This window comes from Paraburkholderia ribeironis (genome assembly GCF_900019265.1).
In the GTDB taxonomy this organism is placed as follows: Bacteria; Pseudomonadota; Gammaproteobacteria; order Burkholderiales; family Burkholderiaceae; genus Paraburkholderia; species Paraburkholderia ribeironis.
On record NZ_CYGX02000042.1, the window covers coordinates 69141 to 94101 of the forward strand.

The 24961-nt window shown below is 59.0% G+C and carries 20 protein-coding genes; 6 read left to right on the top strand and 14 right to left on the bottom strand.

Annotation, left to right across the window (positions count from 1 at the left end; genetic code table 11):
• Together BN2475_RS19215 and BN2475_RS19220 are read left to right on the top strand one after the other, a co-directional pair.
• The gene (locus BN2475_RS19215) at positions 1-2967 is read left to right on the top strand and encodes an nSTAND1 domain-containing NTPase (RefSeq protein WP_094781087.1); all 2967 of its coding nucleotides are present in this window, start codon (positions 1-3) and stop codon (positions 2965-2967) included.
• Between the two features lie 15 nt (positions 2968-2982).
• Positions 2983-4071, top strand: coding sequence for a hypothetical protein (locus tag BN2475_RS19220; protein ID WP_094781088.1), 1089 nt, complete (start codon positions 2983-2985; stop codon positions 4069-4071).
• Between the two features lie 143 nt (positions 4072-4214).
• On the opposite strand, the gene BN2475_RS19225 is transcribed toward BN2475_RS19220, so the two are convergent.
• From BN2475_RS19225 to BN2475_RS19235, 3 genes are all read right to left on the bottom strand, one after another.
• Positions 4215-5234 (bottom strand): Gfo/Idh/MocA family protein, encoded by a 1020-nt coding sequence (locus tag BN2475_RS19225; protein ID WP_094781089.1) that lies wholly within the window; start codon positions 5232-5234, stop codon positions 4215-4217.
• 13 nt (positions 5235-5247) lie between these two features.
• Entirely contained in the window at positions 5248-6786 is a 1539-nt protein-coding gene (locus BN2475_RS19230; RefSeq protein ID WP_094781129.1) for an FAD-dependent oxidoreductase, read from the bottom strand.
• A 114-nt stretch (positions 6787-6900) separates the two neighbouring features.
• Complete coding sequence (locus tag BN2475_RS19235) at positions 6901-8148, bottom strand: DUF1479 domain-containing protein (protein WP_094781090.1); 1248 nt, start codon at positions 8146-8148, stop codon at positions 6901-6903.
• Positions 8149-8242: 94 nt separating this feature from the next.
• On the opposite strand from BN2475_RS19235, the gene BN2475_RS19240 reads away from it, so the two are divergent.
• Positions 8243-9178: a helix-turn-helix domain-containing protein gene (locus tag BN2475_RS19240; protein ID WP_094781130.1), complete on the top strand. Its 936-nt coding sequence runs from the start codon at positions 8243-8245 to the stop codon at positions 9176-9178.
• Between the two features lie 132 nt (positions 9179-9310).
• Here BN2475_RS19240 and BN2475_RS19245 read toward each other — a convergent pair whose 3' ends face one another.
• From BN2475_RS19245 to BN2475_RS19290, 10 genes are all read right to left on the bottom strand, one after another.
• A complete protein-coding gene (locus BN2475_RS19245) occupies positions 9311-10477 on the bottom strand; it encodes a dihydrodipicolinate synthase family protein (RefSeq protein ID WP_094781091.1) in 1167 nt (388 codons plus the stop codon).
• Positions 10380-12104: a GMC family oxidoreductase gene (locus tag BN2475_RS19250; protein ID WP_094781092.1), complete on the bottom strand. Its 1725-nt coding sequence runs from the start codon at positions 12102-12104 to the stop codon at positions 10380-10382. Before BN2475_RS19250 ends, BN2475_RS19245 begins: the two co-directional genes overlap by 98 nt.
• A 10-nt stretch (positions 12105-12114) precedes the next feature.
• Positions 12115-12894, bottom strand: a complete 780-nt coding sequence (locus tag BN2475_RS19255) for a 3-ketoacyl-ACP reductase (protein WP_094781093.1) — start codon at positions 12892-12894, stop codon at positions 12115-12117.
• Positions 12895-12938: 44 nt separating this feature from the next.
• Positions 12939-14045 carry an ABC transporter ATP-binding protein gene (locus tag BN2475_RS19260; protein WP_094781094.1) on the bottom strand — a complete coding sequence of 369 codons (1107 nt, stop codon included), beginning with the start codon at positions 14043-14045 and terminating at the stop codon, positions 12939-12941.
• Positions 14046-14048: 3 nt separating this feature from the next.
• Positions 14049-14942, bottom strand: a complete 894-nt coding sequence (locus BN2475_RS19265; protein ID WP_094781095.1) for a carbohydrate ABC transporter permease — start codon at positions 14940-14942, stop codon at positions 14049-14051.
• Positions 14943-14971: 29 nt separating this feature from the next.
• Entirely contained in the window at positions 14972-15946 is a 975-nt protein-coding gene (locus BN2475_RS19270) for a carbohydrate ABC transporter permease (protein ID WP_094781096.1), read from the bottom strand.
• Positions 15947-16023: 77 nt separating this feature from the next.
• Positions 16024-17280, bottom strand: coding sequence for an ABC transporter substrate-binding protein (locus BN2475_RS19275; RefSeq protein ID WP_094781097.1), 1257 nt, complete (start codon positions 17278-17280; stop codon positions 16024-16026).
• A gap of 88 nt (positions 17281-17368) precedes the next feature.
• Positions 17369-18826, bottom strand: coding sequence for an aldehyde dehydrogenase family protein (locus BN2475_RS19280; RefSeq protein ID WP_245841410.1), 1458 nt, complete (start codon positions 18824-18826; stop codon positions 17369-17371).
• An 85-nt stretch (positions 18827-18911) separates the two neighbouring features.
• Complete coding sequence (locus tag BN2475_RS19285) at positions 18912-19694, bottom strand: enoyl-CoA hydratase/isomerase family protein (RefSeq protein WP_094781099.1); 783 nt, start codon at positions 19692-19694, stop codon at positions 18912-18914.
• On the bottom strand, positions 19687-21279 hold the full coding sequence (locus tag BN2475_RS19290) for an acyl CoA:acetate/3-ketoacid CoA transferase (protein ID WP_094781100.1): 1593 nt from the start codon (positions 21277-21279) through the stop codon (positions 19687-19689). The genes BN2475_RS19285 and BN2475_RS19290 overlap by 8 nt, the downstream gene beginning before the upstream one ends.
• 210 nt (positions 21280-21489) lie before the next feature.
• On the opposite strand from BN2475_RS19290, the gene BN2475_RS19295 reads away from it, so the two are divergent.
• Positions 21490-22533 (top strand): LacI family DNA-binding transcriptional regulator, encoded by a 1044-nt coding sequence (locus tag BN2475_RS19295; protein WP_094781131.1) that lies wholly within the window; start codon positions 21490-21492, stop codon positions 22531-22533.
• A gap of 579 nt (positions 22534-23112) precedes the next feature.
• On the opposite strand, the gene BN2475_RS19300 is transcribed toward BN2475_RS19295, so the two are convergent.
• Positions 23113-23676 carry a YSC84-related protein gene (locus BN2475_RS19300; RefSeq protein ID WP_094781132.1) on the bottom strand — a complete coding sequence of 188 codons (564 nt, stop codon included), beginning with the start codon at positions 23674-23676 and terminating at the stop codon, positions 23113-23115.
• Between the two features lie 548 nt (positions 23677-24224).
• On the opposite strand from BN2475_RS19300, the gene BN2475_RS35030 reads away from it, so the two are divergent.
• Complete coding sequence (locus tag BN2475_RS35030) at positions 24225-24473, top strand: hypothetical protein (protein ID WP_094781101.1); 249 nt, start codon at positions 24225-24227, stop codon at positions 24471-24473.
• A 154-nt stretch (positions 24474-24627) separates the two neighbouring features.
• Positions 24628-24957, top strand: a complete 330-nt coding sequence (locus tag BN2475_RS35625) for a hypothetical protein (protein ID WP_094781102.1) — start codon at positions 24628-24630, stop codon at positions 24955-24957.
• Positions 24958-24961 lie beyond the last annotated feature (4 nt).

Sequence of the window (24961 nt, forward strand, 5' to 3'; positions counted from 1 at the left end):
ATGGGAAATTTAGCTTCCGTCAAGTCGAAACGTTTTGCCGATTCCCCACACAAAATGCGAGCGTCGCAATGGCCACTCCTTCCCTACAAGGGCTTGAACTTCTATACCGCCAAGGACGCCGCACTATTTTGTGAACGCAATGAGGAGATCGAGGATTGCTCACAGCTCCTGGGAAGCTTTGCAACGAAAATGCTACTGGTGCACGGGCGCACTGGCACTGGAAAGTCATCGTTCCTGCGAGCCGGGCTCTTTCCCCGTCTGATGGCAAACCCTCACTTCCACATCGTACGTTGTGCAAACAGCGACGAACCGGCCTTGATTCGCTCAACTGGCGATCCAATTACAAGCATCATGGACTGGTTGCACGATCGCCTAAGCGATCCCGAGGCTTTCGTGGAGGTCCCGCCACAAGCAAAATTGAATACCAGAAGGACGCTCGAATGTCCACCCGGAACAGCGGCAAGAGTCCGCGCAGAAATGTTGTTGACAGCGCTCCGGTCTCTAACTTCCCGGCTGTCGGGTACCCTGGTGCTCGCCGTCGATCAGGCTGAAGAAGTCTTCACGCTCGGCAGCAACGAAACGATCGAAGTCCGAAAAGCGTATTTCGACCTCCTCGATAACCTGTGCCACGACCGCTTCGACATAAAGGTCATTCTTGCATTGCGCACGGAATACTATGGTCAGTTTTCGGATAGCTTCCGGATTGGACCAGACCTGTCGGTATCCACCGTGCATTCGGGTCTCGAGCAATTCATGCTGCACGGCATTGACGCCTCGAAGAGACTCGAGAGTGTCATCCTGCGTCCCACGCTCGAAGTCTCTCCGCTGCCACGACTGAGTGCACCGTACAGCAGGTACAAATTCCGCTTTGAAGAAGGTCTCGTTCCAACCATCGTGAACGACATATTGTGTCATTGTGGCGAATCGAGCACGCTTCCTATCGTGCAGCTGGTGTGCCTCGACCTGTACACGGATCTGCTCGCCAGAAAGGAGACCGTGATTCGGTGCAGTGCTTACAGGGAACTCCACGGTGTTCAAGGTGCGATTGACCGTTACTTCGAAAAAGCAATTTGCGAGGCAATGGGCCGGCGCGAAAAAGGCAAGGCCAAGCATCTCGACGCATGGCGCGACGTTCTTTCGCTTCTTGTTGCGATGCAAGAAGGTGGTGCGCTCACCTCTCTTTTGTTGCCTCAGTCATATCTCGTCGAGGAGGCCGCAAGCTTCAACGCTCCCGAGCCAATTGAGGCCACGCTGGTCGCAATGGCCACTGCCGAATTGCGTCTGCTGCGCACGGTCGACCTGCGAGATCCCGAAACAGGCGAGCACGCGGTCCACTACAGCCTTGGCCACGATGCCCTTGCGATTCCGCTGCATGAATGGAAGAAGGGGCAGAAGGATCGCCTCAAGATCAAGGCGGCTCGAAATCGATCCTGGGCGATCGCCGCGGCAATGGCGGTGTTTGTCGGCATGACCGGTCTTGCGGGGTATGCCGCATATAGCAGCGCCAAGAAAGCCGCGGTTGAGGCCATTCTTCAAGGCGTCGAAACAGAGCCTAACGTGGGCTCGAGGATCCTCTTGCTCGCCGCGATCGAAAAAAACGCCAACTTTTTCGACCGAAAGCTGCTACCCATGACGCGGATTGAAACGGCACTACGCACTACGCTTACACGTGCGCCATTTTTTTCGGCCGACGCCGCATGTGCCGGGTTCAACCCATCAGGCGAGTGGCTTGCGCTGGCCGGAAGCGACGATTCTACAGAGTCGATCAGCCTGCACGCACTCGCCGACAGGAAAGCACCGCCCGCGAAACGCATGCCGCCGAACCCGGATCTACCCAAGCAGCAACCCTGTGCAACAGGGTTCGTCGACAACCTCACGTCACCGGTTCTGTACTCGAACGACAAGCTTATTTATACGACCCGCGATGGTACCCAGCAGACGCCCCTCAATTCCCTGGTTACTCCGCAGTCTGGTCAAAGGCCCCGCGCTGCAGATTTCGGGGCAGGACTGTTTCGTTTGACAGCGTGGCAACCCAATCCAACTCGTGGTTACACGCAGACATTTCATGACTTCTCCTTTGACGCGGACCAGTCGCGCTTTCAACCTAGATTCAAGAGCGCACCCACCTCGATCATCCCCAGCAGAAATAGTGCCGTCTTCTCTGGAACAAGCCAGTTGTTCGCCTATACAGATACTACCGATGATCGCTCGCAGAACCATCAAAGTCGTTCGTCAGCCACCGGCGCGGCAAAGAGCTCGAGACCGGACAATGTGGTGCCGGATGACAATCGCACAAGAGTAGTCGTTCGCTCAAGAGACACGCCGGACACAGATGAGTTTGCAGTCAAAGAAGCTCGAGCGGACTATGCAGATCCCGACCAACAGCTTCCGTGGTCCATTTCGTTTTTGCCCAGCGACGACGGCTCGCTCGTCTATCGCAACAAAACGGGCCGCTTCGTGTTCGTCACGCGAGGAAAAAACGCTGCCGAGCCGGCTACGTCCGTCTATCAGATCGCGTCGGATCTGACTGGGCTTCGACCTGTGCCACCACAGTTCTCATGGGGTCGACCATTACTGGCAGCCGTTGCAATAGAAGACCAGTATCGAGTCGCCTGGATAACAAAGGATGGCATCAGGGTATTCGAGTCCGGGCCGTCGAGACGACTGACTCCATTGCGTAACAACGCGGCTTTACTCCCAACATTGAGCGATGCCGATCCTTTCTCCAAGATTCGCTTTAGCAGCGATGGCAATGAACTGCTGTTTGTAAAGCATCAATTCAATGGCGTGATCGTATATGCCTGGGATCTAAGGAACGAAAGACAAAAGCAAATAAGTGAAGCCGATCCCGACAGGCTGCTTGCCGACGCCTGTGCAATTGCAGCGAACATCGGTTCTCCAATGTTGCAGGAAAATGACCTCAAACGGCTCCCCGGGTCGTTACGCTCACAACCATGCAGCGACTAAACAGAGAGAAGAGACATGCCCCGCGATATGTGGAACGACCTGTTTGAGAAAACGAGGTCGCTGTGCCTGAAAAGCATGCCCGCGACCGCTCAGCTGGCATTCAAACACCAGTCTCGAGATGATGCGTGGGCCAGCGAGATTCGTGAAGGCGAACACTATTTCGGCCTCACGCTCAATGAAATTCACCTGCGGTACGGGCAAGAGTTCCATGTCAGCTACGACCCACTTGTCTATCTGGCGATCGATTTCAGATACGGTTCCCAGCGCGTCACGATTCCTCGGCTCGTCGGGCCATCAGCCCTCGGTGCGCAAAAGATAAACAAAGACGGCAAGCTCCCGCATGGCTTTGTGGTAAAAAATGTGCGCATAGCAGGACCACATCCATATCGGGGTGGACCTGTAGGCATCACTCTGGTGCTTTACAAGGTCGCGCATACTAACTATGCGAAACGGGTCTTGGAATTCGCTGAAAAGCTGTCGGGCGTTATCGGCTTTCCCGCAGATATATCGATCGCTTTCAAGATCGGAGAGACCGTCACCGACGCCATTGAAGCCTTGTTCGACATGAACGATAGCGTGCCAATCATGGGCCGAAGATTCGAGATCAATTCATCGCCGAAAGACGGGTTTCAGCCTCAATATGTTGCGCTCGTCAACGACAGCGACAAGTCCCTGCCACCGCTGGACGTCAGAAACGGATCTCTGGTTGTCGCGTCCGGGGAACCGCTTGCCGATCGCGAATATGTCCTGTTGAATCTGTGGGGGACAGAATCACGCGGCAGTGAAGCAAGTCTGCCAACCGACACCATGGTCGAAAAGATGTGCGAATGCGGTCTGGCCGGTGATGCCGAAAGTTGGCAACGTGGAAAGTCTATTTTGATTACCTTGTACCAACAGTTGTTGAATAATATTGATCTTACAGAGCCTGATGCTGAACTTTTTTTTGAGAAGTACAAAGCAAAACTGATCAAGTGCAAAGAGCGTGCGAAGCTCGTTGCGCTAATGCCCGTGGAAGCAGTAAACAATTCGGTCGTTCAGAGGCGGACGCTTGAAACTGCACGACTGAACAAGAATGCTCGCGAAATTCTGGCGTTACCAGATTGATCAAATCGACATTGTGAAACAGGCTGTCTCGATACGATGCCGATCCCAGCCGCGAGGAAAGCATTGCCCCGCAAATCCACGCGGTTCGCGCTTATCGGGCGGCCTTGCGCCGCCCGTATCATCAAATCAGACCAGCAGATTGGTTATCGCAAGTCCGAAGATTCCACGCTCACGTGACTACGGGTTACGGCGGACGCTTCGAGGGCGCGCGCCGTAGCGAGAGACAGATATCCATCACGGCCGCTGGCAGCCGGACTCTCGTTTGCCGTGACGGCGCGATGAAACTGGGCAACCCCCGTGACATACAGATCACCATGCGAGACCTCGATCCGTTCCTCGCCTCGTGCGGTTCGCAGCGTGACTTCCCCGACGGGCCGCTGGGTCATCACATCACGCCCGATGAGTGAGCCTTCGGCGCCATGCGCCTCAAGTCCCGTCGGCGCGAAGGGAACGGTAAACGCATCGTGTATCTGCGCGAGCACGCCGTTGTCAAAGCGGATGATGCCCATCACGCCGTCCGCGAGCCCCGCTTTTCCCAGGCCTGCGGACGTGGTCATGGCACTCACTTCGACAGGTTCGGCGTCGAGCAGGAAACGCAACGTATCGACATCGTGTACCGAGATGTCGAGCACGACGCCGCCGCCAGCCTCTGGCCGTTCGATACGCCAGCCGCGCAAATGCGGCGGCAACGAGACCGCGTGAAAGACGCGCGCAAACAGCGGTGTGCCAATCGCACCTGCCCGGATCAGATCGCGCATGCGTCGATGCGTGGCCGCGCAGCGCAGATGGTGATTGGTTGCAAGAATGACCTTATGGCGGGCACACGCTTCGATCATCTGCCGTGCGTCGTCGGTAGTAAGCGCGAGAGGCTTCTCACAGAGGACATGCTTGCCCGCAGCAGCCGCTGCGAGAACCTGTGGCAAATGCTTGTCGTTGGTGCTGCTGATATAAATCGCGTCGATATGCGGGTCTGCGAGTACTTCGTTCAGTTCCGCGCTCGCTTGCGGGATGGAATGTTTGTCCGCAAATTGCCGGGCGCGCGCAAGCTCGCCACTGACAATGGCCCTGATCGCTCCATCAGGTTGAGCGCGTATGGCGTTGATCATCCATTCTTCTGCAATCGTGCTGGCGCCGACTAGCGCCCATTGAACAGTGGCTTTCATCTTCCGTCTCCTTTCAGGTTGGTTCGACAATCCGATTCGCAATGGCCGGCGGCCCAAGACTGCGGCACAGCGATTCCCCGACGCGCAATGCCTGGGCAGCGATCGTCAACGCCGGATTCAAGGCGGCGGACGATGGAAAGAAGCCGGCATCGACAACATAGAGGTTGTCATGGTCGTATGCCTTGCACAGCGGATCCAGCGGCGACAACGCCGGATCGACGCCAAAGCGCACTGTGCCGCATTGATGCGACGGCGTGTCTTCACCAAATCGGCGGCTCACGACCAAAGGAAATCCTGAGCGACGCAATATTTCCTTCGTTTTACTGACAAGCCGCGCATGTGGCTTCAGATTCGTGCGTTTCCACACGAGCCTGATCTCGCCCTGTTCCGTCAGTTCGATCCGGCTATCGTGATCCGGCAGATCCTCGGACATCGCATACAGATCGACACTGTGCTCACTCAGGTATCGAAGCGCCCGCTTCGGCATGTATGGCATCGCGCCACGCAGCATCGCTTCGCGAATCTTGCCGAGCATCTGGATATTGCCGAGCGGCCACTCGTCGTGTTCGCTCGCATAATAAAAGTCATTGACGGAGAGCGTTTTCGGAAATCGGGTGTCGTTTACACGGCGCGGATCGATCGCCAGTATTGCCGTGCAGTTGTGGTTCATGTAATACCGCCCCACAGCACCCGACGAGTTCGCGAGTCCCCGCGGCATGCGTGAATTGGCCGACGCGAGCAGCAACGCGGCGCTGTTGACCGCGCCGGCTGAGAGAATGAAGGTGTCGCCGGTCACAGTCTTTCGCCCTTCGCGCGATTCGACTTGCGCCGATACGATCCTTTTCCCCGTCGCGTCCGTGACCAGGCGCGTGACGCGTGCGCCTGTCATGAGCGTGACTGAACCGCGCCTGAGGGCCGGACGCAACAGGCATTTTTCCGCATCGCCCTTTGCATCGATGCGGCAAGGAAAGGCATCGCAGGTTCCACAACGAATGCAGCCTCCCCCGGAGCCCAGATCGATAGAGGTCGGCATATGGAAGGGATGCAACCCCTGGCGTTCGAAGTCGCGACGCAGCCTCGCAATCGCCGGTTCGTCCGGTACCGGAGGATGCGGATATGGGCTGCAATGGGGCGGCTCGGTCGGGTCCCCGCTCACGTCTCCCCTGATTCCAAAGAGCGATTCGGCAAGGTCGTAGTAGGGTTCCAGGTCAGCGTACGAGATCGGCCATGCCGGCGAAATACCCTCTTCGTGCTGCACCTCCCCGAAATCCGCCTCTCTGAATCGAAACATCGCAGTCCCGAAGAATTTCGTGTGTCCACCGACGAAATAGTACTGACCCGGGCGATACCGTTGGTTCGCGCGGTCCAGCCAGGTTTCGTGCGTCCGGTAACGAAGCTGCCCGAACACCGCCTCGGCATCCCAGTTCTCCAACTCCCGCGGCAGATTTTCGCCGCGTTCGATGACCAGCACACGCGCATCCGTCTGCGCCAGTTGCCATGCAACGGCGCTCCCTCCTACCCCCGAACCGATGATGACGACGTCGGCGTGCATTGCAGTCTCCATACCTTCTATCGATCTCGCCGCGCTCGACCTGACGATTTCATGGTGCGAGTCTGACCTCGCGCGGGTCACCACGCGTGGGATGCTGCGCACCGGGTTACCGGATCAGAGGTCGAACCCGAGCTGCTTTTTGCCCAGATTCGTCAGGCTGGCTTCGGTTGCCCGGTCGACGAAATCGGTCTCGAAGTTATCGGCCGGAAAATCGGGCGGGCTTTCGCCTCTCAGGAAAGTCGGCAGTTGCCGTTTCAGGTATTCGTCATTTTTCGCGCAACCGGGTGCCGCTGCGATATACATCACGTTGCTGTATCCGGTCCCACGATGGGCGTCTTCGACTGCATGAATCACATCGCAGTGCCAGAAGACGGTGTCGCCGGCCTGCATCAATGGAATCGATGAAAGCGCTTCGTGCAGCGGTGCATGCCACTTTGCGTCGATCGACAGGGCGCGGCCCGGCATTGCGCCACACAGATCGTCGTCTGCGACGTCGTCCTGAAGCGCCCGCAACAACACATACACCATTGCGTTCGCGATCGGCACCAGCTGCAAGGTGCCATCGCCAAACCCCTGGGGAGTGAGAGCGGTCCACCCCTGGAAAGTGCGGAACATCGAACATACAGTCGGTGAACGAATCTCTCGGGCTTGCGGCCGCCATGCCGCATCGAAGGCATCATACTGGCACCACTCACCGCTGAAGACGTGACGATAGACACGCCGGAAGTTGTCATCGAGCCAGCGCTCCACCGACCCGCCATCGCAATGTGCGGAGAGCCCCAACGATTCGGAACCCGGAGGACGCCGACGCAGGCGATCCGCGTAGACCGGAACCCTGTCCGGATCACAGTGAATCCGACCTTCACTCTCCCACTTCCAGAGCCTGTTCAAAAAGACGCGTGTCTCGGTGAGTTCGGAAGACTGTCGCGCCTCCACTTGGGGACCGGACCAGTAAATGCCGTAAATTTGCGGCTTGCTCGATGCGAGTGCGCCGAAAAACTTGTCCTCGGCGCGATGGGCGAGTTTGTCGTCCAGGCGATTACGCTCAACGTATTGCGCGATTTCGTCGTCCCATGCGCCGGCGCGTTCCGGGCTGAACACACCGCGCACGACACACGCGCCGCGCTCCTTGATCGTCGCAATCGTCTGTGCGCTCACGCGTGCTTCGGCAATGTCCGCATACTGGATCTCGGGGATCACCGCTGCGCCGTGCTGGCGCTCCTGCGCAATCACCTCGACCTTGCGCCTGATTTCGGCGTCGATCTGCTCGAACACTTCCTTGTAGTTGGGAAGACTCTGGCGTAACTGCTTCTTCACTGAGCGGATCGCCGACGGCAGATCTTCAATGTGCAGGGATTCCATGATGCGTCTCCGTATGTGCTCTAGTGTCCAGATCTTAGCCCTCGTCGCGTCCAAGAAGAGATACAATTTGGACAATCTCTTCGCGTATCCGGCCATGAAACCAGCGTACGAACACGTCACAATGGATGCTGGGTGTTCCATCCGGGTTTACCACCGTAAGCTTGCCCGCATCCCGTTCGAATGGCATCACCATCCGGAGTACGAACTTACGCTCACGATGAATAGCCATGGCAAGCGCTACATCGGTGATTCGGTTGCCGACTACGAAGGCAACGACCTCGTGCTCGTTCCGCCGGATCTGCCACATACATGGGCCTCGAACAAGTCGATCGACGCTGCGGCACCGCAGGTGGCGATCGTGATCTGGTTTAGCGGCGACTGGGCCAGACGCATCGCAGACTGCTGCCCCGAATACGAACCGCTACGCACGCTCTTGCGCCGGGGCGCATCCGGCCTCGCCTTTTCACCGGAAGCCGGATTGGCCATGAGTCAGCAGCTTGAAGCGCTGCTATCGAAATCGCCGAGGCAGCGCTTGAGCGCCGCGCTCGGTCTGTTGTGCGAACTGGCAGACAGGGACGCGACGCCACTCGCCTCCCCGGCCGCATTCAACCAGGGGCAAGTAGGCCGGCCGTCGGGCCACGAACCCGAACGCCTGAATCGCGCGTTGAGTGTCATCGACGCGCGTTTTGCCGAACACCTGACGCTGCAGGAACTGGCCGAAGCGGCGACGCTGTCCGAGCGCACGCTCAACCGGTACTTCGTTCAGCATCTCGGCGAGAGCGTCGGCAAGTACCTGAATCGCGTTCGCATCGGCCACGCGTGCCGGATGCTCGTCACGACGTCGTGGCCTGTCGCCGTCATTGCTTCGCGATCCGGGTTTCCGAACGTCGCCAACTTCAACCGGCAATTCCGCGCCGTGAAGCAGACGACGCCAGCCGCTTATCGTGAAGCGTTTGCGGGAACGAACCCGGCACCGGAGGATTCGTTATCCCTGGAAACCAGGTCGCCTTCGCTGGAAAAGCACCAGTAGGCGTCATTCAGGCGCTACGGCAATTCACAGTATGGTGGTGCGCGCGAATGCGTGCCCCCACGTCAAATCATTCGGCGAGATCGCAACCTCGCGTCTCTGGCGCAAAGAACGGCTTAACAGCCGATTCCACTGCTACACACCCGCGCGCACGCTCAAGAAGCGCGCCATACGTTCAATTGCCAGCTCCGGCCGGATCAACACGCCCGCCGCGTCTGCCTTGCGGAACACCTCCGCAAAATGTTGCACGGAACGTGCGGACTCCATGCCGCCCGCCATCGAAAAATGATCCTGATGTCCGTTGAGCCATGCGAGAAACACGACGCCCGCCTTGTAGTACTGCGTGGGCGAGCGGAACAGCTCGCGCGAGAGTGCAACCGTCGGATCGATAAGCCGACGATATGCATCCGTGTCTCCAGCCGCGAGCTTTGACAACGCACGCGATGCGACTGGCGCGATCGGATCGAAGATGCCGAGCAACGCGTGCGAATGACCGGTGCTGTCACCTGCAATCAGTTCGCCGTAGTTGTAATCGTCGCCGGTAAACATCACGACGCTCTCGGGCAACTGCGACCTGAGTTGCCGCTCGTATTGCGCGTTAAGCAGCGAAATCTTGATGCCTTCGATCTTGTCCTGATGAAGACGGATGATGTCGAGTACTGTCGCCATCGCAGTCGGCACGTCGCGGCTGCCCCAGTACCCTGAGAGCGAAGCGTCGAACGCATCGCCGAGCCAATGCAACACGACCTTGTTACGTGAGGCGGAGATCACGGCGTCATAGACATGTTTGTAGTCGTCGGCGCAGCGCGCTGCTGCACATAGCGCGCGGCTCGCCATCATGATCGGACGGCCGCCTGCCGATTCGATCACCTCGAACTGCTCCTTATAGCCCGCGACAATGTCGGCAAGCGTATGGCTGCGTGCGCTATCGAGTTGATCGGTACCAGCGCCGCAAGCCAGGTCCGCGCCGGGGATGCGGCGCGCGTGAGCGATACTGCGGCGGATCAACTCGGCGGCTGTTGGCCAGCCGATGCCCATGCCGCGTTGCGCGGTGTCCATCGCTTCGGCCACTTTGAACCCTAAGCCATACAGGTAGCTGCGAAATTCAAGCGTGGCGTCCCAGTCGACTCGTGGCACATCACCCCAAGGCTCATAGGTGTAAGCGGGGTCGACGACGACGTGAGCCGCCGCATAGGCGATGCGGTTAAAAGCCGGCGTGGTGGACGGCGGAAGTTGGTCTTCCTGCTGCTGCATCGCGTATTCCAGGATTGTTCCGTCCGATGTGGGCAGCTTGATCTTCATACGGTTCTCTCAATGTTGAGGGTTGAATGATCATGTCGGCGGCCTTTTCGGCGACCATGATCGTCGGCGCATTGGTGTTGCACGAGGGCAGATACGGCATGACAGACGCGTCGACGACCCTCATGCCATCGATTCCTATAAGACGCAGGTCCGGCGTGACCACGCTGTCGGGGTCATCGGCTCGTCCGATGCGGCAGGTGCCGACAGGATGGTGATCAGTCTTTGCATTCGCGCATGCGTATTCGAACAGTTCATGATCGGTATTGACGCGCGCTCCCGGCAGAACTTCGCTTTGTACATAGCGCCTCATTGCAGGGGCGCGCAGGATGTCGCGCGCCACTCGCAGACCCTTGATCGCCATGTCGCGATCGTATGGATCGGCCCAGTAGTTCGGATCGAGCAGCGGCGCGGCGGCGGGGTCCGCGCTGGCAAGGCGGACCGTGCCGCGCGAGCGCGGACGAAGATACGCAGTGTTCAGGGTGACACCCGCATGGTTCAGCTTCGCCATGCCCGCTTCGATTCCGGACCCAAGGCCGAGATGAAACTGGATGTCGGGAGAGCGATCGCGCACGTCGCGATCCGCATACCAGAAGCCGCCTGTTTCAAAGAGACTCGACGCTACCGGGCCTTTCTTCAGCAACAGATACTGCAGTGCGGCCCACGCAGCGTTGTGCAACTTGTTGTACTTGTCGTATGTGTGATCGCCCGTGCACTCGGCGATCACAAAGAGGTCGAGGTGATCCTGCAAATTGGAGCCGACGCCGCGAAGATCGTGGATTGGCTTGATACCGACTGACTGGAGATGATCGGCGGGACCAATGCCCGACTGCATCAACAGTTTGGGCGAGCCGATCGCGCCCGACGACACGATGACTTCACGCGACGCACGCACGATCTGCGGATCGCGGCTATCACCAGTCACGTATTCGACGCCTGTCGCGCGGGTCCCTTCGACGATCACGCGCAGGGTCCTCGTCCGCATGCAAACCGTCAGATTCGGCCGTCCGAGCACGGGGCGGATGAATCCTGCTGCCGTCGATGACCGCCGCGCATCCAGTTGCGTGAGCTGGTAGTAGCCGAGACCTTCCTGAGTTGCACCATTGAAGTCCGGATTGAAAGGAATACCAAGTTCCTGACCGGCCTGAAAGAACGCCTCGCAGATCGGCAATGGGCTGATCGGATTCGATACGCCCAGCGGCCCGCCATAGCTGTGATATTCGTTCGCGAAGCGCTGGTTATTCTCCGATTTTTTGAAGTAAGGCAGCACGTCGAGATAAGACCATCCCGTCGCTCCGGCTTTCTGTTGCCAATCATCGTAGTCGGCGGGCACGCCGCGCGTGTAGATCTGCGCATTGATCGACGATCCGCCGCCAATCACTTTCGCCTGCGTGAAGCGCAGCACACGATTGTTCAGATGCTTCTGCGGCACCGTGAACCAGCCCCACGAACCAATGCCGCGCGTCATTTTTGCAAATCCGGCGGGCATCGAGAAGAACGGGTGACGATCGGAACCGCCAGCCTCCAGTAGCAGAACCTTGATCGAGGGATCGGCGCTCAGGCGATTGGCCAAAACACAACCGGCCGAGCCGCCGCCCACGATCACGTAGTCATATGTCGTCGCTTTCATGGCGTTTGGCTCAGAATGTCGGGATGGACAGGCCGCCATCCACGTTGACCACGCTGCCCGTCCCGAAGGGCAGCAGACCGTCGGCAAGCGTCGCGACCACCTGGCCCACTTCGTCGCTTTCGCCCCAGCGTCCGGCTGGCACCAGGCCCTCGCGGAATCGCGCCTCATATTGCTCCGCAACGCCTGCTGTCATCGGGGTGCGGATGATGCCGGGCCTCACCTCGAACACGCCGATATTCGCTTTCGCAAGTCGAAGGGCAAAAAGTCTCGTGAACATGGGGAGCGCCGACTTCGACAGGCAATATTCGGAACGCTCGGTCGATGCCATCTCAGCTGAAACGGAGGAGACAGTGACTATTGCACGTGCAAAGTTGGAGCACGTCGAGACCATGTGGCGAGCGACGGCCTGCGTCATGAAGAAAGTGCCGCGCAGATTGACACCGAGCACGGCATCGAATGCTTGCGGCGATACGTCGAGTAGATCGCCGCGGCGCGGCGAACCGATGCCCGCGTTGTTGACGAGGCATTCAATGCTTCCCCTGGAACGTACGGCTTCTTCGACGACGCTTTCATGCGAACCGATGTCACTGAGATCGCTCTGAATGAACAGCGCTTGCTGGCCTTCGTCGCGCACGAGCGCGCAGGTCGTTGCCGCATCCTCGTCGTTCACGACGTCCGTCAGCACAATGTCGAAACCTCGCCGCGCAAGCGCGACGCAGATCGAACGGCCAATGCCGCGTCGCGCACCCGTTACCAACGCGGTTGGAAACTTTCCAGCTAGCTTGTTCATGGTTGCACCATCTGTCGTTGCGCTGGGCGCTCAGTGAGTCCCGCTCAGTGAATCCGGACTTCGGTATCGGTGTCGAACAGCACGAGCTTCGACAGGGCGACACGCAGTTCGCATGGTTCGCCGGGCGCGTGCGGCATGTCGGCGCCAAGCCGCGCGGAGACTTCAATGCCGCCCAAGTCGAGCACGGCCAGCGTGTCGGGGCCCGTCGGTTCGAGCACGTTGATCGTGACGGGCACGGTGCGCAGCGCCGACGTGGCACGCTCGTTTTCCACGCCGATCGCTTCGGGTCGCAACCCCGCGATCACCTTCTCGCCGATGTAGCGCTCGACAGCAGCGGGTTGCGGCGGCAACTCGACGTCGATGGCCTTCTGACCTTCACCCACTTGCAGATGCAGCGCGCCATTCATGCGCTCGATGCGCGCCGGAATCAGGTTCATCGAAGGTGAGCCCATGAAGGTCGCGACGAACGTGTTGGCCGGCGTGTTGTAGACCTCGGCGGGCGTGCCGAGCTGCTGCAGGACGCCGCCCTTCATCACGGCAATACGCGTGGCGAGCGTCATCGCTTCGATCTGGTCATGCGTGACGTAGACGATGGTCGCGCCCAGACGCTGATGAAGCTTCTTGATCTCGGTGCGCATATCGACGCGCAGCTTTGCATCGAGATTCGACAACGGTTCATCGAACAGGAAGATCTTCGGATGACGCACCAGCGCGCGGCCCATCGCGACACGCTGGCGCTGACCACCGGATAGCTGGCCCGGACGCCGGTCGAGCAGATGCTCGATCTGCAGCAGACGCGCGGCATCTTGCACAGCTTTCTCGCGGTCGGGCTTCGATACTTTGCGCATCTCCAGGCCGAAGCTGATGTTCTGGCCGACGGACATGTTCGGATATAACGCATAGCTCTGAAACACCATCGCGATATCGCGCTCGCTCGGATGCAGGTCGTTGACCTTATCGTTGCCGATACGGATTTCGCCGCCCGAGAGCGTGTCGAGTCCGGCGATCAGAGAAAGGAGCGTCGATTTTCCGCAGCCTGATGGCCCGACGAGAACGAGAAAATCACCATCTTCGACATCGATGTTGATCTCCCTGAGAATTTCGGTGGAGCCGTAGGCTTTGCGAACCTTGGATACGTGCAGAGAAGACATGATTTACCCCTTGACCGAGCCGGCCATCAGACCGCGCACGAAGTAGCGACCGCCGATCACATAGACGAGCAGTGTCGGCAGCGCAGCGATCATGGCCGTGGCCATGTTGACGTTGTATTCCTTGACGCCTGTCGATGTATTGACGATGTTGTTCAGCGCGACGGTGATGGGCGCGGAGCTGCCCGTCGTGAACGAGGCACCGCACAGGAAGTCGTTCCAGATGTTCGTGAATTGCCAGATCACCGTGACCGTGATGATCGGCACTGAGTTGGGAAGCAGGATGCGGAAAAAGATACGGAAGAAGCGCGCGCCGTCGATCATCGCGGCTTTCACGAGTTCATCCGGAAACGCGATGTAGTAGTTCCGGAAGTACAAGGTCGTGAAGCACAGGCCATAGACGACGTGCACGAACACCAGCCCGCTGATCGATTGCGCGAGACCAACCTTGCCGAGGAACGACGCCATCGGAATCAGCACGATCTGGAACGGGATGAAGCATCCGAACAGGACCAGTCCGAAAAGCAGGTTGTCGCCTTTGAAGCGCCATTTGGTCAGCACGTAGCCGTTCAATGCGCCGAGCAGTGTGGAGATCGCTACGGCTGAGAAGACCATCCGGAAAGAATTCCAGAAGAAGCCTTTGACACCGGAGCACTCAAGTCCTACGCACGCTGATCCCCAGGCTTTTTCCCACGCCTGGACCGTCCACTGGTGAGGCAGCGCGAGGATATTGCCTGAATAGACTTCGGGCAGCGGCTTGAACGACGTCAGCAGCATCACGAGCAGCGGTACGAGGTAGACCACCGCTACTATTGCCAGCAGCGAATAAATGACGATCCGGGAGAGGTAGTTATGCTTGCCCACCACCATCTGCGGTGAATCCCATGCTCTGGTAGCCATCGTTGTCTTCTAAGGGCTATCGGTTAAGTTCAATGGCCGCCGCTCTTTCGGCGTGGTCTCATTTCGGAGTAGAGGTAGGGCACCATAATTGCCGCCACCGTGCACAGCATCATCACTGCGCTCGCGGCGCCCATGCCGAGTTCGTTACGAGTGAAGGTGAATGAATACATGAACGTCGACGGCAATTCGGTCGAGTAGCCGGGGCCGGCGCCCGTCAATGCAATCACGAGCTCATAGCTCTTGACGGCGAGGTGCACGAGAATCACGAACGCCGATACGAACACGGGCCGCAACTGCGGGATGATGATTCGCCGGTAGATCGAAGGCATGCGGGCGCCGTCGATAGAAGCGGCCTTGACCTGTTCCTGGTCGATGCCACGCAGCCCGGCCAGAAACATCGCCATCACGAAACCCGACGCCTGCCAGACGGCGGCGATGACGACGGTATAGATCGCCATGTCGTCGTTGATGATCCAGTCGAACTGGAAGTTCGACCAGCCCCAGTCATGGAATAGCCTGGTCAGGCCCAGCCCCGGATTGAGAATCCATTTCCATGCGGTACCGGTGACAATGAACGAAAGCGCCATCGGATAGAGGAAGAGCGCCCGCAGACCGCCTTCTGCGCGAATCCGTTGATCGAGCAGAATGGCGAGCCCGAGACCGATCGCCATGCACAGCACGACATAGAGCGACGCGTAGATGCCGAGATTGCCGATCGCCACGTGCCAACGCGGGTGCTCCCACACGCGGCCGTACTGAAGCAGACCTGCCCAGTGGAAATTGGCGAAGGCGCGTGACCGGGTGAACGAGAGCACCGTCGTCCAGGCGATAAAGCCGTAGACGAAGATCAATGTGATGATCAGCGTCGGGCTCAGCACGATCCTGGGTAAAACCGCTTCGAAGCGGTTTCGCAACGTCGATCGTTTTCGCGTCGGACTATCGCTCGAGCCGTTGGTCAGATCTTCAAGACTGGTCGCCGCATGGGCGCGATTGTGCAATAGCATGGAACACCTACCGTCGGAGATGACGGGCCTCGCGGAGCGCGGCGTACGGCGCGGCATCCGCATGAGGACCATTTGGCTTACTGCGAGTTCTTCACTGCCGCGACAAGTGACTTCACGGCATCCGCGGACGACTGATTCGAATTGAAGAAGTGTGTGACGACGTCATAAACGGCGTTCTTTGGACCATCGGGCATCGCATGTCCGTGCGCGAAGCTGCCGACCATCGAGTCAGTCTTGAGCGCCGCGCGCATGTCGTTCATCGACTTCTTGCCGCACTCGTCGAAGCCGTCCTGTGGCACATCGAGCCGCGCAGGAATCGAGCCCTTGATCTGGTTGAATTTCGCCTGGACACCCTTGTCCATGATGGTCGACGCGAACGCATACTCACCCGGAAGACTCGCGTCGCCCTTCTTGAAGCCTGCAAACTGGTCGGTGTTGAAGATGAACGCACCATCCGTTCCGGGATAGTTGAAGCAGAGATAGTCGACGTTCGGCTGCTTGCCTGCCGATGCAAACTCGCCCTTCGCCCAGTCGCCCATGATCTGCATAGCTGCCTTGCCGGTGATCACCATCGAGGTGGCGAGATTCCAGTCACGGCCGGGGAAGTTCGGGTCGACCATGCCGCGCAACGCACGCATCTGGTCAAAAGCCTTCTCCATCGTCTTCGAGCCGAGCGCGCTGGGGTCGAGTTTGACGAGCGCCTGCTGATAGAACTTCGGACCGCCTGCCGACATCACCGCGCTATCGAAGATCGTCGCTTCCTGCCACGCCTGGCCGCCGTGCGCGAGCGGAACGTAGCCGGCCTTGCGGATCTTGTCGGCGTCCGCGACGAGTTCATCGAATGTCTTCGGCGGCGTGAGCTTCAATTGATCGAAGATCTTCTTGTTCGCCCAGACCCAGTTCGTGCGGTGCACATCGACAGGTGCGGCAACCCAGTGTCCGTCGACCTTCGAGAACTTCTGGATCGGTGCGGGCACGAGCTTGTCCCAGTCCTCCTTCGATGCAACCGCATCGAGGTTCTGCAGATAATCCTCCTGCGCGTATTCGGGAATCGTGAAGCCAAGCATCTGGATCGCATCAGGCGGATTGCCCGATGCGACGCGGGCCTTCAGCACCGTGCGCGCGGCTTCTCCGCCGCCGCCCGCGATCGGGCTGTCCTTCCATGCATCGCCCTTTGCTTTCAGGCCGTCTTTGAGGACCGCGAGTGCCTTGGCTTCGCCGCCGGAAGTCCACCAGTGCATGACTTCCACAGTTTTCGTGTCGGCTGCAGCAGCGCACAGCGCGTGGCAGGCAACGAGGCCGACTGCAACTGCAGTAATACGCTTCCTGAACATTTTCGTCTCCTTGATGAGGCTCTCTTCGCGAGCTTTTATGTGGACTCCACGGCGGGCATGCCGTGGAGCGATCCGGGTGGATTCGTGATCAGGCGGCTTGACGCGGCAGCCACCAGTTCTTGCGCTCTCCGATGTGAAGCTGGATCGTCTTCGTCTCCGTGTAGTCCTCGACGGCCTGCTTGCCGAGTTCGCGTCCGACGCCGCTCGACTTGAAGCCGCCGAACGGCAGTTCGGGGTAACCGTCGAGGAAGGTGTTGACCCAAACGGTCCCCGCATCGACGCCGCGAGCGACAGTCAGGCAAGTATTGATGTCGTTGCTCCAGACGGCGGCAGAGAGCCCATAGGCCGTGTCGTTTGCAATATCGATCGCGTTCTGCGTATCTGAGAAGGGGATGATCGCGAGCACAGGGCCGAATATTTCTTCGCGGGCGATGCTCATGTCGGGCGCAACACCGCTGATGACAGTCGGCTCCAGATAGAGACCGTTCGCCTCATAGCGTTTGCCGCCCAGGCGCAGCCGCGCGCCTGCCGCGACGCCCTTGTCGATATTGCCGAGAATCTCGACCAGCTGGTTCTCGCTGACAATTGCGCCGATCTTGCATTCGGGATGCAGCGGGTCGCCAACGGGCACCCGGCGTGCGCGCTCGACTACCGCCTGCGCGAAGCGCTCTGCAATCGATTCGTGCACGAGCACTCGGCTTCCACTGTTACAGCATTCGCCCGCGTTGAAATACACTCCAAACACGACGGCATCGATCATCGCGTCCCAGTCGCAATCGGGGAAGACGATCTGCGGATTCTTGCCACCGAGTTCGAGCGCGACCTTCTTCAACTTCTGCGATGCAAGTCCGCCGAGCAGGCTACCCACGCGCGTTGAACCAGTGAACGAGAGCATGTCGATGGCGTCGTGCTGCGCGAGCGGCTGGCCGACGGACGGACCTTTTCCCGTCACCACGTTGACGACGCCCGCCGGCACACCGGCCTGCTCGAGAATCTCCATCAACATGACGGTCGTGCTCGACGTGAGTTCACTTGGCTTGACGACGCACGTGCAGCCTGCTGCCAGTGCGAACGGCAGCTTCTGGGAAAGAATCCAGAGTGGAAAATTCCACGGCGTGATGAGTCCGACGACACCAATCGGCTGGCGCAGCACGATGCCGAGCATGTCTTCGCCGAGCGTGTCGTATGCGTCGCCGCTCGTCGTGCGGGCAAGGCTCGCCGCGTATTGCCACAGATCGATGCAGCCGGCGACTTCGCCTCGCGCCTGCGCAAGCGGCTTACCCGTTTCGAGCGATTCGAGCAACGACATCCTGTCGACGCGTGCCTTGATGCCGTCAGCGACCGCGAGAAGAATCCGCGCACGTTCTGCGCCCTTGAGCTTCGACCATGGACCGTGACGCAAGGCGAGATCAGCGGCCTGGATCGCTCGCTCGACGTCTGCCGGCGTCGCTTCAGGAAACGAGCTGACAACGTGACCATGTGCGGGGCTGCGGCGCTCGAAGCGCTGCTGGTCCGCTGATTCGGTCCACGCTCCGTCGATGTACATGCGGCCGTTGAAAGCTTCGTGTGCGGGTGCTCTATCGCTTGTCAGAAGCGCAGTTGCAGCGGGAATTGCAGTGTCGTACGTCATGTCATTGACCCTCGTATTGCGCCGTGCGCCGTTCGCGGAAACTGGCCATGCCTTCGCGGGCATCGTGCGTCGACGCGGACAGCGCGCCCGCCATGGCTTCCAGGGTTGCGCCAGCCCCGAATCCCGAGGCGGCGTTGATCAGTTGCTTCGTCAGTTGCACGGAGACGGGCGCGAGCGTCGCGATCTTTTCAGCGATTGCGATAGCTGTAGTGACTGACTCTTTCGGCGGGGAGATTTCGTCGATCAAACCAATCGCGTATGCGCGTTGCGCATCGATCCGCTTCGCGGTGAGCGCAAGCGACTTGACGTGGCTCGGACCAAGCAGCGAAACCAGCCGTTGCGTGCCGGACCAGCCCGGACAGGTTGCGATGCTCGCTTCGGGAAGCGCGAACGTGGCAATCGGGTCGGCGACACGTACATCAGCCACTGCTGCCAATTCGAGACCGCCGCCGAACGCGGGACCGTTGATCGCCGCGACGACAGGCAGACGCAATGCCGCCCAGCGGTCGAAGATGCGATGGCCGTGCGAGACCCATACTCGCCACATGTCGAGCGGTGCGAGTGCCGACCACTGGTTGATGTCGGCGCCCACGCAGAATGCGCGTTCGCCTGCGCCTGTCAGCACGACAGCGCGCACGTTTGCATCCGACTCAAGCTGGGCCGCCGCGGCTTCGAGTTGATCGAGCATCTCCGGCGTCAGCGCATTGAGCTTCTCCGCGCGATTGAGCGTGACGACGGCAATGGCATTCGTCTTTTCGATCTGGATCAATCTCTGGTCAGCCATGACGCGCCTCCTTCAGTTTCAGACCGAAGGGTGAGTCAGTGAAAATGGACGCATCCATAGTCTTCAGAGCGGGAGACACGGCCAGCTCGATATCGCACTGATCGAGCACGTCCTTTTGCAGATCGATGCCGGGCGCAATCTCAATCACTTCGAGACCCTTGTCCCTGAGCTGAATCACGCAGCGTTCCGTGACATACAGCGCTTCCTGATCACGCTGTTGTCCCATGCGTCCGCTAAAGGTCACGTGATCTACATCGGCGATGAACTTCTTCTTGCCCTCCTTCACGATCTTCAGACGACCATCGCCCACTTCGATCTTTGCGCCTGCCGTGAAATAGCCGCAGAAGACGATGCGCTTCGCGTGCGTCGTGATGTCGATAAAGCCGCCGCAACCGGCAGTGAGATACGGCTTGCTCGGCAGCTTCGACACGTTCACGTTGCCGAATCGGTCCACTTGCAGGAACGACAGCAGCGATACATCGAACCCGCCGCCCTGGAAGTACACGAACTGCGAAGGCGAAGGCATGATCGCGTCGGCATTGCCTGAGCATCCAAAGGCGAAGCCGAGCAATGGCACGCCGCCGACAGCACCTTGTTCGATGACCCACGTGACGTCATCACGGTAGCCTTCTTCGAGCAGAACGCGCGGCACGTTTGCAGAGATGCCGAAGCCCAGATTCACCGCATCGTTCTGCGCGAGTTCCATCGCTGCCCGGCGGGCGATGACCTTGTCCGCGTGCCATTCGGCGAACGCGAACGCGCTGTCGGGCAGCTTCACTTCACCGCTGATCTCCGGGTCGTATTCGATCTGCGTCGTCTGTTTCTGCTCAGGAGCGACGACCACGTAGTCGACGAGATTGCACGGAATGTGCACCCGCTGCGTATGCAGCGAACCGGCCTTCACGACGCGCTTCACTTGAGCGATAACGATCCCGCCGTTATTGCGCACGGCCAGCGCCTGATCGCGACCGCCAAGCAGCGCGCCTTCATGTTCGAACGACAGGTTGCCGCGTTCATCGGCCGTCGTTGCGCGAACGATAGCAACGCGCGGCACGAAATTCTTGTAGTGCAGCCACTCGTCACCCGCGAACGTCACTTTTTCAACGATGGGATGTTCGGCGGCCTGTGCGTTCATCGCGCCACCCTGGCGGTCGGGATCGACGTACGTGTCGAGTCCGACCTTTGTCAGCACGCCCGGACGCTTTGCCGCGACTTCACGATGCATGTCGAACAGGACGCCGCTCGGCAGGTTGTATGCGCGGACGTCGTTATCGGTAATCAGATGCCAGATGTCGGGCATCGGCAGGCTCGATGGGCCGCTCGGAAACGAGCCGGCGATGACCGTCTGGAGCAGCCCTTTCTTCGCGATATGGTCGATGCCTTTGATGCCGTACATGTCGCCGGCCGCGATCGGGTGCAGCATCGTCAGATTGCGCGGATGGCCTTGCGCCTCGAAGCGTGCGCCGATAGCGGCAAGCATCGCGTCGGGGCAACCCAGACCGCTCGACGAGCTGACAGTGACAGTGTCGTCATCATCAATCAGGCTCGCCGCATGGGCCAATGAAACAACCTTGCTGGAACGCACAGTCAGTCTCCTCAAACTTTTATGCAGCGAAACGGGACGGCACCGTCACGTGCCCGCCCTGGCGCCGATCAGCGCCCAGCGGATTGTGGATCTCATGTCTCTCAATTGGAACGTTCCAATTAGCGCTCGTTGGATCGTTCCAATAAACTGTAGTAGACTCATTTCACGGTGTCAAACACTTTTTGGAACGTTCCAATTGTGCATAGCAACATGAAATCAGGCCCGACCATACAGGACATAGCCGCCGCCGCTGGCGTATCGAAATCGACGGTGTCGCTAGTTTTGCAGGAGAGTCCGCTCATCAAGGCCGAGACTGCGGAAAAGGTGCGCGAGGCGGCTCGCGCGCTCGGTTACGTGTACAACCGCGGGGCGGCCAACCTGCGGGGAAAGCGCAGCACGACGATCGGAATGGTGATCAATGATCTGACCAACCCGTTTTTTGTCGAACTGCTGGTGGCAATCGAGCGCGTGCTGGCCCAGGCCGGATATACGACGCTGATGGCCCACACAGCCGAAAGTCTCGAAACACAGACGAGGGTTCTGAGATCCATGCGTGAGCAGAATGTTGCTGGCCTGATCATGTCCCCCGCGCTAGGAACGACAGATGAGTTGCCTGCCGAGATCCAGTCGTGGGGAATTCCGCTCGTACTCGTCATGCGTCCGATGGGGCCCGACGTCGATACGATCGGTGTCGACAACAGCTACGGATTTGCGCTGGCTACCGAGCATCTGGTCGGGCAAGGACATACGCGCATCGCTTTCGCCGGCAACCGGAAGGGCTATGCAGTCGCCAACCAACGCAGACAGGGTTATCTGTCCACAATGGCGAAGCACTCATTGCCTGTCAATGACGACTGGATCATCGATGTCCCTTTGACACCTGAGGGTGGGCGCGATGCGGTCCGTGCGATCTTCGACATGAAGCCGCGGCCGACGGCGGTGGTTTGCTACAACGACCAGGTCGCAATCGGCGTGCTGCACGAACTCGACAGAATGGGCAAGCGCGCGGGTAAGGCTCTGGCGGTCGTGGGTTGTGACAATATCATCGCGGCTGAGCACACCAATCCGCCTTTGACGACGTTGTTCGCAGGTGCGGACAAGCTCGGCACCATTGCAAGCGAGACACTGTTGGCCCGACTGAGTGAAACATCAGAAGACGAGAAGCCGCCAGTGCAATACTTTGCGGTGCCGGAACTCGTCGTCAGGGAATCGAGCGTCGGCGCGAAGGCATCTCACGTCAACGCGGCGGCATAAGCGCCGCGAAAGCATGTGGTCATTGCTGATGAAGAATAGAAGCCGTCCATGCAAGTGCCACTTCCAGCGGCGCTTCGAACTCTGTCGCCAGAGCATGCAAACGAGTGCCCCGCGATAGGCAGTCATCGTTTTGAGCCGGACTATCGGTGCGGCTAATACCCCCGGCCTTTTGATGGTCGTGAGATGTCAGAAGCCGGAAGGCCGAAAGGTGCCTGTTACGATCGAGCTGCTCATAACAGCATTCGCATGTCGGCGGTGGCGAATGTCGCGCTCGCTTCGAGCGAATGCGTACTCTCGACCCACTGCGGCCGTTCGACCAGCGCCATCCCAACGGGCGCTTTCGAGGGTGCATCAGCCTTTGCTCGACCACCCTGGCCAACGCAGGGCCGCCCCTGTGTGGCTAGCTCAGTATTCAGTTGCGCTAGTGCGGTTTCAGGACTTCGATGACCAACGCCCGAACCGCGTTCCTAACCTCGGAAGATGCCTTCTCGTTGTAGACGAGGGTATATCCACGTTCGACACAAGAATCACTGTACGAAAACGGTTGCTTCAAGGGCGTACGTGAACACTCGGCGAAAATCACCGCGGCTTGTAAGAGAACTTCTGGCCGCCGACGCTTGCCTCGTACATCAGCCCACCCTTGGCCACTGTAAATACGGCCACGCCTTTTCGATAGTCACCCGCAGTTTTGGCGTCTTTCTGTCCACCACTGACGTTAGCGGACGTGCCCGTCGTGCCTGCCTTAGCGCCGGCTGCCGCAGTGATCGCGATCGCATTGGCATCTGCGCCGAATTCAAAGTTGCCAGCGGTGAATTCTTTGAGGGCTCGTTCGTCCTCGAACAAGATGAGTTCACTGTACACTTGGCCGCCTAGTTGCAAGCCCACAGTGACCTGAGTCATCGACGTATCGCCGATATGTTTTCCTTGCTCATAGACGCGGCCCTTGCCATGGGCACCGCCTATACCGACCCCTCCCTTGGCAATCTTCGGAAACAAAGCGTAGCCATAGGCACTCTGCAGAAGACTGCCGCTTTCTCCCGCGTTCCTGAACAGGTTGAGTGCGGCCGTATAGTCGTCGGCCCGAGCAGCAGAAACAGGCAACAACAGCAGGATTGTGAGCGTCAACATCAGACGTTTGAGCATGATATGTTCTCCATGGATTGGGCGCATTCAAGCACTGCCGTGATGTATTCTTAGTGTATAACCAATTTCTCCCTCCGCACCATCTTCGATTCATTGCAGTGTTATCGACTGCGTATGGATGATCGTATCAGCGATTCATGTCGGGAAAACCTGATCTCCCTGGTTCACGGGATGCTGATAAGCGCTATTGCCGACCTGTTGTTGGCCAGTACGCCGCTTTATCGGACACGGATGAATGGACATGGCGCATATCGGCTACGTCTTGTTCACGATCATATCGTTTGGAAACCAAACGATATAAGATGCCGCAATCGTCCGTCACCGAGGCACCGGACACGCTTATGTGGCCTTGTTGAAAGAGGCTGGTTCGCATTCCAGAAAGTAGAGGTGGAAAGAATACGTTACCGCCAGCCTCACAAAGTAATACGTCGGTACAACGCTGACCTAAACTCTGTGGAACAAAGGTTTGATTGTGCTTCAGTGCACGCGTGACAAGATACAACTCCCGGTTTTGAATTCGACCTGGCTACCCAGCGTCCGGATCGTATGTGCTGAACGCTCTCTATCAGGCGCAACCGTCGGCGCGCAAGGCTGTGGAATCAGCGGCAGGCTACGACGCGTTCAGCAACTTGGACATGAAGCTCCTGCTGGCAGGCGGCGGCAAAGGTGAAGGGATCGACGTCAACAAGCCCAAGGGTATGACCTACAGGAGACACAGGAAGAGCGTACCGGGGTGCGATAGCGGTTGGACGGCGCGTCTGGCTTCATCAGCTGACCGGCAAAGATCCTGCGGTTGAATTGACTTCCAAATGCACGAAGTACTACGCGGATGATGAACTGAATTGACTCGGTCTGGCGGGATCGACATGCAAGAGACGACACCAGGGCTCGATCGTTGTCTCAGAGCGTGAAGGGACTTTGTGTCTGGATAATTGAAGGAGGACCTCTGCAATGAGACATCTTATTGTTATCCCTGTACTTGCGCTCGCTGCGTGCGCTGCGCCAATGCCGGAAAATACTCAGTCCGTTGGTCAAAGTGGACATACGCCAGCGGCGGTGGCGCAATGCATCGCATCGAACTGGGCAAATAGCTCCGGTCAGACTGTCTATATGCAGTACGTGCTCGCCAATAACCGGGCGTTTGACGTCTACGCACCGGGCCAGCAACCGCCGAGCGGTGCGGCGGCCGTCGTGCGGCCCGCCACCAGCGGTCCCGGGTCCTCGGTCGGCTTCCGGGGAGGCAGCAGCAGTGCAGCCGGCTCCATCAATAACTGTCTCTAACCCG

Excerpts from the sequence above, each read along its gene's own strand:
- BN2475_RS19215 (WP_094781087.1), top strand. The coding sequence starts at position 1 with ATGGGAAATTTAGCTTCCGTCAAGTCGAAACGTTTTGCCGATTCCCCA.
- BN2475_RS19220 (WP_094781088.1), top strand. The coding sequence starts at position 2,983 with ATGCCCCGCGATATGTGGAACGACCTGTTTGAGAAAACGAGGTCGCTG.
- BN2475_RS19225 (WP_094781089.1), bottom strand. The coding sequence starts at position 5,234 with ATGAAAGCCACTGTTCAATGGGCGCTAGTCGGCGCCAGCACGATTGCA.
- BN2475_RS19230 (WP_094781129.1), bottom strand. The coding sequence starts at position 6,786 with ATGCACGCCGACGTCGTCATCATCGGTTCGGGGGTAGGAGGGAGCGCC.
- BN2475_RS19235 (WP_094781090.1), bottom strand. The coding sequence starts at position 8,148 with ATGGAATCCCTGCACATTGAAGATCTGCCGTCGGCGATCCGCTCAGTG.
- BN2475_RS19240 (WP_094781130.1), top strand. The coding sequence starts at position 8,243 with ATGAAACCAGCGTACGAACACGTCACAATGGATGCTGGGTGTTCCATC.
- BN2475_RS19245 (WP_094781091.1), bottom strand. The coding sequence starts at position 10,477 with ATGAAGATCAAGCTGCCCACATCGGACGGAACAATCCTGGAATACGCG.
- BN2475_RS19250 (WP_094781092.1), bottom strand. The coding sequence starts at position 12,104 with ATGAAAGCGACGACATATGACTACGTGATCGTGGGCGGCGGCTCGGCC.
- BN2475_RS19255 (WP_094781093.1), bottom strand. The coding sequence starts at position 12,894 with ATGAACAAGCTAGCTGGAAAGTTTCCAACCGCGTTGGTAACGGGTGCG.
- BN2475_RS19260 (WP_094781094.1), bottom strand. The coding sequence starts at position 14,045 with ATGTCTTCTCTGCACGTATCCAAGGTTCGCAAAGCCTACGGCTCCACC.
- BN2475_RS19265 (WP_094781095.1), bottom strand. The coding sequence starts at position 14,942 with ATGGCTACCAGAGCATGGGATTCACCGCAGATGGTGGTGGGCAAGCAT.
- BN2475_RS19270 (WP_094781096.1), bottom strand. The coding sequence starts at position 15,946 with ATGCTATTGCACAATCGCGCCCATGCGGCGACCAGTCTTGAAGATCTG.
- BN2475_RS19275 (WP_094781097.1), bottom strand. The coding sequence starts at position 17,280 with ATGTTCAGGAAGCGTATTACTGCAGTTGCAGTCGGCCTCGTTGCCTGC.
- BN2475_RS19280 (WP_245841410.1), bottom strand. The coding sequence starts at position 18,826 with ATGTACATCGACGGAGCGTGGACCGAATCAGCGGACCAGCAGCGCTTC.
- BN2475_RS19285 (WP_094781099.1), bottom strand. The coding sequence starts at position 19,694 with ATGGCTGACCAGAGATTGATCCAGATCGAAAAGACGAATGCCATTGCC.
- BN2475_RS19295 (WP_094781131.1), top strand. The coding sequence starts at position 21,490 with ATGAAATCAGGCCCGACCATACAGGACATAGCCGCCGCCGCTGGCGTA.
- BN2475_RS19300 (WP_094781132.1), bottom strand. The coding sequence starts at position 23,676 with ATGCTCAAACGTCTGATGTTGACGCTCACAATCCTGCTGTTGTTGCCT.
- BN2475_RS35625 (WP_094781102.1), top strand. The coding sequence starts at position 24,628 with ATGAGACATCTTATTGTTATCCCTGTACTTGCGCTCGCTGCGTGCGCT.